Source organism: Citrobacter sp. RHB35-C21 (assembly GCF_013816515.1).
In the GTDB taxonomy this organism is placed as follows: domain Bacteria; phylum Pseudomonadota; class Gammaproteobacteria; order Enterobacterales; family Enterobacteriaceae; genus Citrobacter; species Citrobacter braakii.
Map to the genome: position 1 here is coordinate 2,372,558 of NZ_CP057147.1, position 13,717 is coordinate 2,386,274.

Annotated in this window: 15 protein-coding genes and 1 pseudogene; 8 read left to right on the top strand and 8 right to left on the bottom strand. The window is 46.7% G+C overall.

The annotated features are described in order from the left end of the window. Positions 1-12: 12 nt before the first annotated feature. The 4 genes from HVZ39_RS11590 to HVZ39_RS11605 all read right to left on the bottom strand — a co-directional run bounded on the left by HVZ39_RS11590 (position 13) and on the right by HVZ39_RS11605 (position 3,765). Entirely contained in the window at positions 13-735 is a 723-nt protein-coding gene (locus HVZ39_RS11590; RefSeq protein ID WP_181633620.1) for a molecular chaperone, read from the bottom strand. A 14-nt stretch (positions 736-749) separates the two neighbouring features. Beyond that, complete coding sequence (locus HVZ39_RS11595) at positions 750-1,280, bottom strand: spore coat protein U domain-containing protein (RefSeq protein ID WP_016153348.1); 531 nt, start codon at positions 1,278-1,280, stop codon at positions 750-752. A gap of 320 nt (positions 1,281-1,600) precedes the next feature. Next, positions 1,601-2,332 (bottom strand): MerR family transcriptional regulator, encoded by a 732-nt coding sequence (locus HVZ39_RS11600; RefSeq protein WP_032931597.1) that lies wholly within the window; start codon positions 2,330-2,332, stop codon positions 1,601-1,603. Positions 2,333-2,553: 221 nt separating this feature from the next. After that, positions 2,554-3,765 carry a diguanylate phosphodiesterase gene (locus HVZ39_RS11605; protein WP_131346175.1) on the bottom strand — a complete coding sequence of 404 codons (1,212 nt, stop codon included), beginning with the start codon at positions 3,763-3,765 and terminating at the stop codon, positions 2,554-2,556. A gap of 318 nt (positions 3,766-4,083) precedes the next feature. Between HVZ39_RS11605 and ycgZ the strand changes: the two genes are divergently transcribed. From ycgZ to HVZ39_RS11630, 5 genes are all read left to right on the top strand, one after another. Continuing rightward, positions 4,084-4,320 (top strand): regulatory protein YcgZ, encoded by a 237-nt coding sequence (gene ycgZ / locus HVZ39_RS11610; RefSeq protein WP_016153345.1) that lies wholly within the window; start codon positions 4,084-4,086, stop codon positions 4,318-4,320. 42 nt (positions 4,321-4,362) lie between these two features. Next, on the top strand, positions 4,363-4,635 hold the full coding sequence (locus HVZ39_RS11615) for a hypothetical protein (RefSeq protein ID WP_053390184.1): 273 nt from the start codon (positions 4,363-4,365) through the stop codon (positions 4,633-4,635). Positions 4,636-4,669: 34 nt separating this feature from the next. Then, entirely contained in the window at positions 4,670-4,936 is a 267-nt protein-coding gene (locus HVZ39_RS11620; RefSeq protein ID WP_016153343.1) for a biofilm development regulator YmgB/AriR family protein, read from the top strand. A gap of 128 nt (positions 4,937-5,064) precedes the next feature. Continuing rightward, positions 5,065-5,310, top strand: coding sequence for a hypothetical protein (locus tag HVZ39_RS11625; protein ID WP_016156767.1), 246 nt, complete (start codon positions 5,065-5,067; stop codon positions 5,308-5,310). Then, positions 5,310-5,861 carry a LuxR C-terminal-related transcriptional regulator gene (locus HVZ39_RS11630; RefSeq protein WP_181633621.1) on the top strand — a complete coding sequence of 184 codons (552 nt, stop codon included), beginning with the start codon at positions 5,310-5,312 and terminating at the stop codon, positions 5,859-5,861. The genes HVZ39_RS11625 and HVZ39_RS11630 overlap by 1 nt, the downstream gene beginning before the upstream one ends. Before the next feature lie 142 nt (positions 5,862-6,003). Here the strand turns inward: HVZ39_RS11630 and HVZ39_RS11635 are convergent, their stop codons facing one another. Beyond that, positions 6,004-6,795: an SDR family oxidoreductase gene (locus HVZ39_RS11635; protein ID WP_181633622.1), complete on the bottom strand. Its 792-nt coding sequence runs from the start codon at positions 6,793-6,795 to the stop codon at positions 6,004-6,006. Between the two features lie 148 nt (positions 6,796-6,943). Here HVZ39_RS11635 and HVZ39_RS11640 point away from each other — a divergent pair, with 148 nt between their 5' ends. Then, on the top strand, positions 6,944-7,837 hold the full coding sequence (locus HVZ39_RS11640) for a LysR family transcriptional regulator (RefSeq protein WP_047502196.1): 894 nt from the start codon (positions 6,944-6,946) through the stop codon (positions 7,835-7,837). A gap of 24 nt (positions 7,838-7,861) precedes the next feature. Here the strand turns inward: HVZ39_RS11640 and HVZ39_RS11645 are convergent, their stop codons facing one another. Both HVZ39_RS11645 and HVZ39_RS11650 read right to left on the bottom strand, forming a co-directional pair. After that, positions 7,862-8,851 carry an aldo/keto reductase gene (locus HVZ39_RS11645; RefSeq protein ID WP_181633623.1) on the bottom strand — a complete coding sequence of 330 codons (990 nt, stop codon included), beginning with the start codon at positions 8,849-8,851 and terminating at the stop codon, positions 7,862-7,864. Between the two features lie 26 nt (positions 8,852-8,877). Further along, entirely contained in the window at positions 8,878-9,729 is an 852-nt protein-coding gene (locus tag HVZ39_RS11650) for an aldo/keto reductase (protein WP_131346169.1), read from the bottom strand. Between the two features lie 862 nt (positions 9,730-10,591). On the opposite strand from HVZ39_RS11650, the gene brnQ reads away from it, so the two are divergent. Further along, a complete protein-coding gene (gene brnQ, locus HVZ39_RS11655; RefSeq protein WP_249419333.1) occupies positions 10,592-11,710 on the top strand; it encodes a branched-chain amino acid transport system II carrier protein in 1,119 nt (372 codons plus the stop codon). A gap of 116 nt (positions 11,711-11,826) precedes the next feature. Here brnQ and HVZ39_RS11660 read toward each other — a convergent pair. Beyond that, positions 11,827-12,176 (bottom strand): annotated as a pseudogene (locus HVZ39_RS11660) (IS30 family transposase); the annotation flags it as partial. Between the two features lie 169 nt (positions 12,177-12,345). Here HVZ39_RS11660 and HVZ39_RS11665 point away from each other — a divergent pair. Then, a protein-coding gene (locus HVZ39_RS11665; RefSeq protein ID WP_181632868.1) for an IS3 family transposase occupies positions 12,346-13,457 on the top strand; the annotation gives its coding sequence in 2 pieces (ribosomal slippage) (positions 12,346-12,607 and positions 12,607-13,457; 1,113 coding nt in all). Positions 13,458-13,717: the final 260 nt, after the last annotated feature.

Consider the following 13,717-nt stretch of genomic DNA (forward strand, 5'->3'; position numbering starts at 1 on the left):
AGCCAGGATCTGTTACAGATCTTGTACTGTTTTTTTGCCATTGATTGTGACTTCAACTTTCCCGCCATCATGAGTATTACTGGCCGACGGGGAGACTATCCAGCGCATTGTTGAGCCGGGTAAAACGTAGCCTAACAGTCCGGGTGTAATAACTTTTTTAGCACCGTCAGGGCTTATAAATGTTGCAGCAGATAATTGTGCATGCCCATTTCCCTGGTTACTCACTTCAATAAATTTTTTGCCATCAAGCTGTTGTAATTTCCATTGCAATTTAGCCTGCGTTTGCGCTGGTGATGTTGGTTGAATGAAAACGGGAACGGAATAATGCAGCACAAACTGAAGCTTATTTTTTTCTACTTTTGCAGGCGGTAACTCATCTATCGATAACCGATAAGCGTCTTCAGCATGTGCCGAAGGTGGGCCGGTCCGAATAACGCGAATCAACTGACGTTCTCCAGGGGCTAATGCCAGCATCGGCGGGCTAATGACCAGCCCCTGAGAGGGGGAAAGTTTGTCGCCGTAAGCGCTCTGGCTCCAGCGAAAAACCCGAACCTGGGCATTGAGCACATTTTCACCCGCATTACTAAGCCAGATACCATCGGCATTTTGCGTCGCGAGCAAAGTTAATGTGACCGGGGCGATTTGCAGCCCGCTGGCGGCAGCAAGGTTGAGGCTCGCAACCATCCCTAACAGGCATGCGCAGGCACACTGCTGAACAGGCAGTTTTACTCTCATGTGGCTTCCTGAAGTTAGTAGTTAACGTTAACCGTTACCGTGTCGGCATAGTCGTCAGGAGTGAAGTTGGCGCTCGGTGCGGTGGCATAAACAGTAAACGTTTGCACCAGCCCGGTCCCCGTCGCCGCTACGCCGTTTCCAGGCGCGGTGTCGGTGGCGGTGTTCCCCCACACCGGACCTGTTGCTGATGTTCGATTTAGCTGGTAGGGCACTTTATCGGTATTGGTGGCAGCGTTAGCCACGGAGGACATGGCGCCTGAGCCCGTCGTCGTCCCCCCATTGGCGGCCGACGGCGCCAGACCGATAAAATAGGGCGTGGTTTTTGAGCAATTAATCGAAATCGTGTTGCTTGCATTGGTATTTGTTGCCGTGGTATTCACCGGCCCAAGCGTGATATTTGAAGCCGAACCGGCAGTCACGGTACAGGCCTTTTGAATCGTCATCAGTACCTGAAATGTTCCGTTAACGGTTGCTGCATTTGCCACGGGAATAATGGAAAAGGCGCAGCAACAAAGAATTAAGCGTTTGTCTAAGACTAGAGCCATATCCTTTACCTTTTTCAAATAACCACATTTATTACTTTAGAAAAACAATAATGTGGTACAAGAAGACATGGTTTAACCCTAGAATAAGTATTAGGCGTGCGCCAGTTGATCTAATAAATTTTACTTAGGAAAAAGGTGATGTCGTTTGCAAAAAAATAATACCCACGGGTGAGTATATTGTTTTGTTTTTATGCTACTGCGGGTATTAAGTCAGGCGGGTAGGGAACACAGATTCATTGGATGGCATTCAAAATAACCACCCAAAAAATGAGAATTAGTAAGATTTATCTTACTCAGCTCATTACTGCGATACATGTTGGTTACGGGCTGTGAAAAATGACTTTATAACCTTGTTCGTTCCAGTGTTGTAGAAGTTCATTTTGTCTGCGGGTTGGCGTAATACCAGTCCAGACAAAAAGCGTTTGCCCGGGGAAGAGTTCAGGTCTTGGCGATTCAATGGGTTCAGCAAGCACGGCAATATGCCAGCCCGATTGCGATAAACGCCAGGCTTCGAGCCATAAACGGGTTCGGTCTTCAACATCCCAGGCCATCAGGATGGCATCTTTCCCTGATTTGCGGCGCGTTTCAGACAGCAGGGTTGCTACATATTCAATCAATGCGCCATCAAGCATACTGTTCATGATGCGGGATGTATTATGGTCAAGTATCAACCGCTGACGCACAGGAAGATAAACGCGATCAATCAACGCATCTACGGGGTAGGCGCGACCGAGTGCGATTATTTTGGCTCGCAGCTTCGGGGGATACGCCATACGAAGAATGCCCATCATCTCTTCTTGCAATTGATTCCAGTCGTCGTCAGTTTCACGGGTACTGGTTTCCAGCAATGCTTTAACTTTGCCAACGGGTGTGCCACTGCTAATCCAACGTTTTATTTCTTCAATACGTTGAATATCCTCTTCATCAAAGAGTCGGTGGCCACCTTCGCTGCGTTGAGGTTTGAGTAAACCGTAACGTCGTTGCCATGCCCGAAGGGTGACAGGATTTATCCCGCAACGTTCTGCGACATCCCCAATGCTGTAATAAGCCATAATTCCCCCAGACACTCCTGATTCTCCGTCACCGATATGCGGTTCCTGCTACTTTGTACAACATGCATCAAATTGTACAAAACATACATAGGATTCTAGCAAAATTAAGATTTACTTTACTATCACGTAGGGAGTAAATGCTGAATTTTTATGTTCAGCATAAAAGAGGTGGCGGGATTATTGTGTAATAACAATACGTTAATTATTATAACGCTGAGAAATCATTTTTTCTCTGGCCACGCGACAGACGGAGTACCATTCAGGCAGGCTCTTGCAAACAGGTTACCCTGGAAGATCTCAATACCCGCGGATTCAAGCCACATCCACTCTTCAGGTTTTTCGACGCCGACCGCAGAAATCATAATCTCCAGTGAAGCGCAGCATTTGATTATGGCCTGAATGATGGCCTGCCGTGGTCCACTTTTATGCACATCAGTGATGAGTTCGCGGCTTATCTTAATTCGGTCCGGTTGAAAGCGAGACAAAAGCTGAAGCCCGGCAAAACCTGCCCCGAAATGATCTATCGCCACACATATTCCCGCAGCCTTGAGTGACTTCACGGCCTGCGCGAACGTATCAAAACGCGAAATAACTTCACTTTCGGTAAACTCTACAATGATTTGTTCAGGCACCAGTCCATGCGCCGCGATTTCGTTTATAAGAAAGCTGACTGCATCGGGTCTGTTTACCAGGGTCATGGGTAACAGATTAACCGACAGCATTTTGTGATTAAGTCCCAGTGCGCTTGCCATTGCAAATGCAGTCTTTTTGCTCTGCAGATCAGCGGCATACACATCTTCAGGTTTGAATTTGTCGAAATACGTTGCGGGCGTTTCACCGTCTTTACCGCGAATAAGGGCTTCCAGCGCAATGACGCGCTGTGACATAGGATCGATAATTGGTTGAAAAGCAAAGCTGAAATCTGTATCTGACGGGAGTGTGCTTTCATCCAGGATGGTACAGGTATTGTCGGTTATAAAACTCCAGTAATCAGGCGCAGGTATTTCAAAATAGCTCGATTTTTCCGTGGCGAGCACAAATGTGCGGAAAAACTGTAATGCTCTGTCATCATACGTGAGCTGAAATTTGGACGTACCCTTATTGAGTACAGCTTGCAGGACGTCATTCCGTTCATGTTTTTGTAAATCAAATAACTCCATCCCTACATTTCCGAATCTTCTCGCAGGCGCGTAATCACACATCAGTTCAACGATATTGTGGTGCCGGGGGTCGTTACAAATACAACGATAGATCTCTTTTACCTGCTCCTCTGGGCCTTCAAGCAGTTGGAAAAAGTGATGGCCGTTAAAGAGTAAGATCCCCGTAACATCTGATCGCCTGTTTTTGATATTTGCGGCTGTCACCATATCCTCAAGCGCTTTGAGAGGGGCGTCTTCACGTAGATGGCTACGGTAAATAATGGTCGTGAGCATGGACAGTCCGGGATCAAGGAAGGAGAAGAGGTCTGGTCAGTATCAGACAAACCAGGTTACGCCCTGATTTTAATACATAATTCTAACTTTGTCTTTACAAGTAATCGGGCTAATACAGATCAATTTCATTGATAACACAAAGTGATTTGTACAAAGAAATTGAATTTCATGAAGATCTGAAATATGGTAACTACATGATTTAATTGATTTAGCATTTTTTGCTAAAAATTAGCGTGCTATGTTGTACACATTTTCGGTACAGCTTTGCTACTGTTATAAAACTTAATATTCACCAGCATTTTGTTACAGGAGCACTCCATGCAGCAGCATACCGTTCGCACTGATTCTGCAAGCGCGATTTCTCGTTACTTTGCTAAAGCGCATCTGCCAACCCAACAGGAAACGTTGGGCGAAATCGTGACTGAGATACTAAAAGATGGGCGCAATCTCAGTCGCAAATCACTGTGTACCAAACTTCTGCACCGTCTTGAAAATGCATCAGGTGAGAATGAACAGAAACATTACAATGCGTTAATCGGCCTGCTTTTCGAATAAAATAAAGCCCTACTATGATAATGGGTAAGTAGTGAAGGAGTTATGAAGAAACCTGACAGTGAACGCTTGAAACATGAAATTACAGGTTTGGCTGTGCTAGAAATTTTGCGAATGCATAAAGACGTTTCGTTAGCTGCACTGATTAAGCAATTGCGGCTTATGCATGCCAGTGAAATGGATGGTACACGTAAACAATTAATTGACAGCGTTATCAATGATTTTACAAATGTTAATCCGGGGAAGATAAACAGAAAACCGGAAAAAACGAGAGATGAGAGTGCTTTCAGTGCCAGCAAAAACCCTAAATTACATTAAAGATAATTCTCCAGACTATACAAGCGAGGTTACCATGCTTCATGAAATTAATGTCCACAGTGTAATGACGGATAAAGCTTTATCAAGTTACTTCCATAATGCAGGTGAACTATTAGCAGATGAGTCAGTGGTATTGGGGCAGGCGGTAACAAATGTAATTCTGGCAGGTGATAATGTTAATAATAAAAACATCATTTTAAGCCTGATTAGTTCGCTGGAGTCAACAACTGACGTTGTCAAGGCAGACATTATCAGAAAAACCCTGGAAATAGTGTTACGTTATACGGCTGATGACGTCTAATGAGATAGCACATTAATATAAATACACAGCACAATTATTGTATGATGTAAGTTCTGTCGCTTCGCTGTTTGAATTAAGACTATACATAGCATCCTCTTATTTTTATGACTGCATATTATGGAGTTGATATGGCTAATTCAATTCCGGAAGATTTTATTTTCCGCTGCGCTTTGTATAAGGATATAGAGCGTAATGTCATGTTAAAACAGGGTTGTATCAGTAATGATGTTCTTATTCAGGCATTCAGCACGCAGTTGAAGAATGAGAAGAATGTGATACTGACCGATCTCTATTCACAGATTCTGGCACATCTTCAACTCGATAAAACTTCGCAGCCCGGTGAGGTCAATGGTGATTTTTCGTTGAGGTCATAATGATGAACATCGTGCAGGAACATGCTGGAAACGCAGTTTTATGGATTGATGATATCTTTATCAGGCATGGGTTAAAGAATATCCTTGCAGATATCGTTTTTGAAGATGACAAGGCGCGACTTGTTTTCTTCACCGCTAATCACTTTGACGCGGTAAAAAAGCAAAATTACGATCTGAATACATATCGTCTGGTGCTGCTGATTGATGGCCATCTGTATCAGTATCTCAATGACATCTCACTTTACAGACTGCCAGTAGATAGCGATGTTGCCTCAATCAAGCAATTTATTATTGATATTACTCGTGCTGGTGGAAAGCACGAGCATCAATCGGAACTCAATATCTCCCTGACTGCGCGAGATAAATATATTTTAACGCAGCTAGGGGAGGGGCGAACTGTTTTTGAGATATCTGCCATGTTAAATCTACACTTAAAAACGATTTACCAGGCCAGGCAGAATCTGATCAAGAAACTTGGTTGCTCAGGGCTGATTGATTTTCAGGGAATACTGCAAGCGCAAATATTCCGGAACTGGCTGAAGCATGCCTGACCATCGATACGCTGAACTTATCTTCAGCGATTTGTGTAAGTTTAAATCAATCGCTCGGGTTATCTCATCAATGATGTCTTCTGTTGTGAACATAAATTAACGCGCATTATAAGAGGGCGATGATACAGCCTTGTCGGGATGCTTATGATTTATTTATAGATTTCAGCAACCCCGTGCGGTTCAGTTCGTTAATAATGCACTCAGGTTCTTCACACAGAGGCATATTGTCTATATCTAAAACGCCATCATTTTTTTGTGGATCATCAGCCTGCAGGTCTGCAAACAGTGGAGTAAGATCCTGCGGTGCTTCGCCTCGTTCGGCCACCAGCTCAAACGTTTTATTTTTTGCCGCCTCGTTGGTCAGGGCACTGACCAGAACCTGGGCGATTTGCTGCCTTGATATCACACCATCTTCTGGTGTTCCTGCATGGCGACGATCCCCCTGGAGCAAAACGATTCTGTGTTCATCATCATTGTTGTAATCAAACCAGCCGGGTCTGACGATGGTATACGGGTGACCACTCGCTCTGACCAGACGTTCGGCACGTCTTTTCCAGTCATGAACCTCAGTGCGTTGATTCCAGGTACTGAGTCGTTCAGTCACGCCAATCGTGGTCATTAAACCGATGCGTACAGGTGTATCCCTGAAGAGTCGTAAAATGTTACGTACACCGCCGTAATCTATCGCTCTGGCGCCAATACGCCCCTGGCCATCGGAACCGAGAGTGAAGATGATGGCATCAATATCTTTCGGCAAATTGGTAAGTGTTTCAGGCATTGAAACATCGCCGTAAAAAACATCCGTTCCACGCGGAAGTAATTTTACTTTCCGTTTATTTCTGACCAGCGCCACGGGCTGATGACCCATTTCGATAGCGGTATTCACGACATGAAGACCAATACTTCCGGTCGCGCCTGCAATGAGTATTTTCATGATAAACCTTCTGATAATTCAGACTTATTTTCTCTACAGCCAGAATATCAATTATCATTATTGTCAGTAATAGGGCTAAAATGATTGTGTCTATGAACACCCTTCATGAGTGCGCGATGAAGGGCATGCCACCATAAGGAAATCGCCGATGCTCAAAGAAAACTTCAACGAACTGCAAATCTTTCTGGTGGTGGCAAGGGAGCGAAGTTTTACCAAAGCAGCGGGCAAACTGGGTGTATCTCAGTCTGCACTCAGCCATGCGATGAAGGCGCTGGAGGAAAGGCTCAATATCCGCCTTCTGACCCGTACGACCCGAAGCGTTGCCCCTACAGAGGCCGGTGAGAGAATTATTGCCTGCCTTGAACCGCGTATTGCCGATCTTGAACAGGAGCTGGAATCGCTGGTTCAACTGAACGGCACTGCCTCCGGCAATATCCGCTTATCTGCTGGGGAGCATGCCGCGCGAAGTCTGGTATGGCCAAAGTTAAAACCTTTCCTCAAAGAATATCCGGAAATTAATCTCGAACTGGTGGTTGATAACGGCTTTGTCGATATTGTTGAGGGCCGTTTTGATGCCGGGATCCGCCTGGGCGAAAGCGTGGATAAGGATATGGTTGCTGTAAGAATTGGCCCGGACATGCGCATGGCCGTGGTGGGAGCACCGTCTTACTTCGCGGCAAACCCTGCACCTGAAACGCCGCACGAGCTACAAAATCATCGGTGCATCAATATGCGCCTGCCGACTGCCGGTGGGCTTTATCACTGGGAGTTTGAGAAGGAAGGGAAACCGTTACGGGTCAGAGTGGAAGGGCAGGTAACGTTTAATCAGCAGGCAGAAAGAATTGATGCTGCTTTATCCGGTTTTGGCATTGCCTGTATGCCTGAAGACAGGGTGCAGGATTATATCAAGTCAGGAGAGCTTATTCAGGTTCTGCAGGACTGGTGTCCATCTTTTCCCGGCTATTATCTCTACTACCCGAGCCGTAAGCAGCACCCGCCCGCATTTGCGCTGATGATCGATGCACTTCGCTACGCCCAATAACGGGTCCGTAGACCCGTTCGGGTATTAACGGCCTACGCGGGCCAGGTGCTCAGGAGAGTAACGTTCACCGACGATGTTAATCGTTTCCAGCGCCTGGGTTATCTGCTGCGTATCCTTCTGCGAAAGAATGATGTCGGCAGCCCCCAGGTTTTCCTCCAGCCGGTGCAGTTTGGTGGTACCAGGGATAGGAACAATCCACGGCTTTTGTGCCAACAGCCATGCCAGCGCGATTTGCGCAGACGTCACACCTTTCTCGGCCGCCAGTTCACCCAGCAAGGTGACCAGCTTTTCATTGGCTTCAATCGCCTGCTCGGCGAAACGCGGCACTTGGCTTCTGTAATCATCCTTGCCAAAAGTGGTTCCTGGCTTAATCGATCCCGTCAGGAAGCCTTTGCCTAATGGGCTGAAGGGAACGAAACCAATACCCAGTTCCTCCAGTAACGGCAGGATTTCCTGCTCAGGTTCGCGCCACCACAGAGAGTATTCGCTTTGCAGCGCAGTAACCGGTTGAACAGCATGCGCACGACGAATGGTTTGTGCGCCCGCTTCGGACAGACCGAAATGTTTGATTTTGCCTTCCGCTATCAGGTCTTTCACAGTTCCCGCGACATCTTCAATGGGGACATCCGGGTCGACACGGTGTTGGTACAGCAGATCAATGACATCAGTCTTAAGGCGGCGTAATGATCCTTCCACAGCTTCACGGATATGCTCCGGACGGCTGTTTAAAATCTGCTGCTTGTTGTCCGCACCGAAGGTAAAACCAAACTTGGTGGCAATAACCACACGGTCACGAAACGGTTTTAAGGCTTCGCCTACAACCTCTTCATTAAGAAAGGGGCCATACACTTCAGCGGTATCGAAGAAGGTGACGCCACGTTCAACCGCAGCGCGAATGAGCTCGATAGCCTGACGGGTATCGGTCGCCGGACCGTAGCCATGGCTTAAGCCCATGCAGCCGAGCCCAAGCGCGGATACTTCGAGTCGGGATTTACCCAGATAACGTTTTTGCATTGAATGAATACCTCTTTTATCGCGACTTAAACATCAAGTTTGCGGCCGGTCAGCCATTCCACCATCGCCGGATCGCGGTGAGAGAAGAAGGCGCTGGTTGCAGTGTCGAGGGCAGCAATCTGCAGCATATCTTCAGAACTGAGTTCAAAATCGAGAATGTTAATGTTCTCTGCCATGCGTTCTTTGCGCACCGATTTCGCCAGTGAAATGATGCCTCGCTGGAAGATCCAACGCAGAACAACCTGGCCCACGCTTTTGCCGTACTTCTGACCAATTGCCGTTAATACGGGATGCTGGAACAGACCATTTTTCCCTTCAGCAAACGGAGCCCAGGCTTCCGGCTGAATGCCACGGCTTTGATTCCAAGGAACGGCATGCAGCTGCTGGTTGAAGGGGTTAACTTCAATCTGGTTTACCGCAGGGGCAACGTTGTTGAAGGCGATAAGGTCGGCCAGTCTGTCAGGATGGAAGTTGCTGACGCCAATGGCGCGAATTTTTCCTGCCTGTTGCAATTCTTCCATGGCACGCCATGCCCCATGAACATCACCGTAAGGCTGGTGAATCAGATACAGGTCAACATAATCAAGTTGCAGACGATTCAGGGAGCGTTCGAACTGGGCTTTAGCGCCTTCGTAATGAGTATCCTGCAGCCACAGCTTGGTCGTTACAAAGAGTTCGTTACGGTCGATACCGCTTTGTTTCAGAGCGTTCCCGACCTGGGTTTCATTCTGGTAAGACGCGGCGGTATCGATCAGGCGGTATCCCGTATCGATGGCATCAATCACGGCTCTTTCGCATTCAGCGGCATCAGACATTTGAAACACACCAAAGCCCAGCAGGGGCATTTCAATACCGTTGTTCAGTTTTACAGTTTGCATGACGTTATCCTTTGGCTGTTGTCGAGGAAAAGCATAACGCAAAGTTATTTATTCGATTAGATGGGGTAATTAGCTAGGGTTTATTAGATGTGTTCATTAATTTGTGGCGTGCTGACGGTCAACTTTTTGTCAGAAGCGGCTGTTGCTAACTCCCCACGATAATAATCGTTGGGGTTCTTCTCAAGCACAGAGCGTTGAACTTTTTTGTTAATGCCTGAGCGATAGTGCTTTTCCCACTTCCTGGCAGGAAGCTGAGGATGATTAGCATAGTTTGGCTGTGAAATGATGAAATCCAAAAGTATTAAAACACACTACACCCTGACTTGGGGGAATTTGCGGCTCTATTACTACAAGTGATATGACAAGCGTCGAAAAGTGTTACTGCCAGCGTTACTCGTGGCGACCTCTGGGTCTGCCCGCTTAGCCGTTCTATGCCAAAATCGGATGTAGTTGGTATTGTTAATAAGTTAACAAGTTATTAATTCATCAAAAAATATACATTACCGTAACAAGGAATATATTTTTAACTGCTCAACACTCCCCTATAAATATTAAACACATGCTTGTTTGCATCTACATTTGGTTGAAAGTCATGTTGTCGTATGTTTATTTAACTCGTTACAGCTGGAGTTAGGAATATTGATTAGAAGAAAATACTGGAGGTGATAGCAAAACGGTTAATAATTGTTCTCTGAAAAGTATAAATCAGTGATAAAAATCACAAAACAATCTTAAATTCGGCTAATTGTCCTGTAATCTATATTATCTCCACTAAATGAATCGCACAAAACCTGAGCGTTTTTTAAAAAATATGACAAAGAATTGTAAACTGCCTCTATCCGAGACCATAGCTCTTGGGGGGATGACGCTGGCTCTTTTTCTTGGTGCTGGCAATATTATATTCCCGCCGCTGGTCGGCATGCAGGCGGGCGCAAACGCCTTTAATGCAGGCTTTGGCTTTATCATCACAGCGGTTCTGTTCCCGGCGCTGGCGATTATTTCCCTTGCCATTAATGGCGGTGATATCGCGGAATTAACGAAACCCTTAGGCAAATGGCCGAGCCTGATTTTTATTGGCATTTGCTTTTTAACGCTGGGGGTTTTATTTGGTACGCCACGCACCGCGACGATTAGCTACGAAGTCATCACCGATGGCGCAGCTAGTTCCCTGATGCAGAAGATTATATTTTCCGCCGCGTTCTTTGGCCTTGCTGGCGCGACGCTGGCTAAGCCCGGAAAACTGCTGGAAATCGTCGGTTTCTTCCTTTCGCCCATTAAAATTAGTGCCCTGATTTTTATCGGCGTGTGTGCCTGGTTACATCCGATTGGTGAGCTCACGACCGCCACAACCGCGTATCAAACTCGCGCGTTCGATACAGGGTTCGTCAACGGTTATCAGACCCTGGATGTGATCAGTGCGCTGTGCTTTGGCGCCATTATCACCCACACGCTTAAGCAGCGCGGGATCCACCATCCGCGGGGCATCTTCACCCATTCCACTGCCGCAGCCTTTATTGCCGCTGCAGGTCTGGCCGTGATTTATATCTGCTATCTGTCGATGGGGTCCCACAGCCCGGTGCGGGGCGCAACGAACGGTATGCAGGTGATGAGCGCCTATGTCGAGACTGTTTTTGGCGTTTATGGCCGGGTGTTGTTGGCGGCGATCATTACCCTCGCCTGTCTGGTCACGGCCATTGGTCTGACGACCGGAACGGCGCGCTATTTCAACCAGACGACCGGTGCGTCTTATGGGCTGCTGGTGACGCTCTCCCTGATGGTGTCAGCAGCACTTGCCGTGCTGGGACTGAATTCCCTCACCGCAATGGCGGTTCCCGTGCTGTGCGCCATTTACCCGGCTGCGCTGGTCGTGGTCGCGCTGGGCATCGTTAGAAAATGGACAGACGTGCCGACGAATCTGTATCAGTTGCTTTTCTATAGCGCCCTGGCAGTGGGAATAATGAGCTTGTTTGTAAAATCCTGAATGAACAGCCGCAAGTTCGGAAGTTGTCTTTTCAGTTAGCAAGTGAACTTCAACTTCCGCTTTTAGCTCGCAGCGAACCTACAGCCCAGTTTGATTGTCCGCTAAGTTCTGTGAGTTCAACCGATGGACGCATCACACTTATTGAACCTCTCTGCGGGTGATTCATAGTTTAGTATTTTTCTCAACCTTTCGTTGAGCTGTCTGGCAACACTGTTAAGCCTTTACTGGCTGTGAACCGATAAGTCAGTTCCTTTTGGTAAATATTGTCTGAGCAATCTATTCGTATTTTCATTTGAGCCACATTGCAGGGAGATTGAGGATCACAGAAATAAATCTGAATGTCTGTGGCTACAGTAAATCGGGTGTGGCTGGTCATTTCAGCGCCACGACCCCATGTTAATGTTTTATAAGGCTCAACAGGTAATTCATGAGCTTGTTTGATGAGTGCAGATATAACCGTTATGGTTTTGTTGTTCCTGATTTTGCTCAGCAATTGAGCCTCTTGTCCTGGATAAACAATTACTACGAGATCGCGAATATTTTTCCCTAGGCCTTGTGTAAACATCCCGCATAATCGTGCCATTCACATTTAGAGATCATCCGGCATAATCAATCTGCCAACGAAGGAGATCGCTATGCGTAAAGCCCGTTTTACTGAGCATCAGATCATCGCTGTGATTAAGTCGGTTGAAGCCGGACGAACTGTTAAAGATGTCTGCCGGGAGACCGGTATCTCTGAAGCCACCTACTACAACTGGAAGTCCAGATACGGCGGCATGGAGGCTTCTGATATTAAAAAGATCAAGGATCTTGAGGACGAGAACCGACGTCTCAAACAGATGTTTGCCGACCTGAGCCTTGAGAACCGGGCGCTGAAAGACGTTATCGAAAAAAAGCTTTAAAACCAGCCTTTAAGCGTGAGCTGGTCACTCATCTGATAACGACATTTGGACTCAGTATCCGTCAGGCCTGCCGGAGTCTGAACCTGAGCAGAACGGTTTACCATTACCGTCCGGATACCACGCGTGACGAACCTGTTATTGTCGCGTTGCAGGCAGTGGCAGAGCGATACCCACGATACGGTTTTCCAAAACTTTTCCAGGTTCTGCGGCGGCAGGGATACCCGTGGAATCACAAAAGGATCCATCGTATTTATTGTCTGCTGAAGCTGAATTTTCGCCGTAAAGGCAAACAACGGTTGCCGGTGCGTAATCCCTCGCCACTGGCCACACCGGAAGCGCTGAACCAGAGCTGGTCTGTCGATTTTATGCATGATGCTCTGGTCTGTGGCCGTCGTTTTCGCACGTTCAATGTCGTTGATGACTTTAACCGTGAGGCATTGTCGATTGAAATCGATCTGAATCTGCCAGCTTTGCGCGTGGTCCGTGTACTCGACAGGATTGCGGCAAATCGCGGCTATCCGGTCATGCTACGCATGGATAATGGTCCGGAATTTATCTCTCTGGCACTGGCTGAATGGGCAGAGCAACATGCAGTAAAACTGGAATTTATTCAGCCGGGTAAGCCGACGCAGAACGCTTTTATTGAGCGCTTTAACCGGACATACCGTACAGAAATACTCGATTTTTATCTGTTCAGAACGCTGAGTGAAGTGCGGGAAATTACGGAGAAATGGTTGTCAGAATATAACTGTGAACGCCCGCATGAATCACTGAACAATATGACACCGGAGGAATACCGACAGCACCATTATTTGGCCGGGATCTCAAAAAATGCATGGAACTAAAACGGGTCTATTTACACTTGAATTTAAGGATAAAAAATAGAAAGGCCTAACAGGCCGAAATATAACATGCCTGACATTTTGAATGCCATTTATAAAGAAAGTAAGTTTCAGTGGTAGGCGTATTATTTTAAATTCAGCATGTAAAATATAAATAAACTGATGGATATGACATCCCTGGATGATAGTTTGAATATATATTTGGCACGTTTTATGTAGGAGTGGTTAAAACGGCATCGCCAAAAACTCTTTCGCTGAATACT

Excerpts from the sequence above, each read along its gene's own strand:
- HVZ39_RS11590 (WP_181633620.1), bottom strand. The coding sequence starts at position 735 with ATGAGAGTAAAACTGCCTGTTCAGCAGTGTGCCTGCGCATGCCTGTTA.
- HVZ39_RS11595 (WP_016153348.1), bottom strand. The coding sequence starts at position 1,280 with ATGGCTCTAGTCTTAGACAAACGCTTAATTCTTTGTTGCTGCGCCTTT.
- HVZ39_RS11600 (WP_032931597.1), bottom strand. The coding sequence starts at position 2,332 with ATGGCTTATTACAGCATTGGGGATGTCGCAGAACGTTGCGGGATAAAT.
- HVZ39_RS11605 (WP_131346175.1), bottom strand. The coding sequence starts at position 3,765 with ATGCTCACGACCATTATTTACCGTAGCCATCTACGTGAAGACGCCCCT.
- ycgZ (WP_016153345.1), top strand. The coding sequence starts at position 4,084 with ATGCAGCAGCATACCGTTCGCACTGATTCTGCAAGCGCGATTTCTCGT.
- HVZ39_RS11615 (WP_053390184.1), top strand. The coding sequence starts at position 4,363 with ATGAAGAAACCTGACAGTGAACGCTTGAAACATGAAATTACAGGTTTG.
- HVZ39_RS11620 (WP_016153343.1), top strand. The coding sequence starts at position 4,670 with ATGCTTCATGAAATTAATGTCCACAGTGTAATGACGGATAAAGCTTTA.
- HVZ39_RS11625 (WP_016156767.1), top strand. The coding sequence starts at position 5,065 with ATGGCTAATTCAATTCCGGAAGATTTTATTTTCCGCTGCGCTTTGTAT.
- HVZ39_RS11630 (WP_181633621.1), top strand. The coding sequence starts at position 5,310 with ATGATGAACATCGTGCAGGAACATGCTGGAAACGCAGTTTTATGGATT.
- HVZ39_RS11635 (WP_181633622.1), bottom strand. The coding sequence starts at position 6,795 with ATGAAAATACTCATTGCAGGCGCGACCGGAAGTATTGGTCTTCATGTC.
- HVZ39_RS11640 (WP_047502196.1), top strand. The coding sequence starts at position 6,944 with ATGCTCAAAGAAAACTTCAACGAACTGCAAATCTTTCTGGTGGTGGCA.
- HVZ39_RS11645 (WP_181633623.1), bottom strand. The coding sequence starts at position 8,851 with ATGCAAAAACGTTATCTGGGTAAATCCCGACTCGAAGTATCCGCGCTT.
- HVZ39_RS11650 (WP_131346169.1), bottom strand. The coding sequence starts at position 9,729 with ATGCAAACTGTAAAACTGAACAACGGTATTGAAATGCCCCTGCTGGGC.
- brnQ (WP_249419333.1), top strand. The coding sequence starts at position 10,592 with ATGACGCTGGCTCTTTTTCTTGGTGCTGGCAATATTATATTCCCGCCG.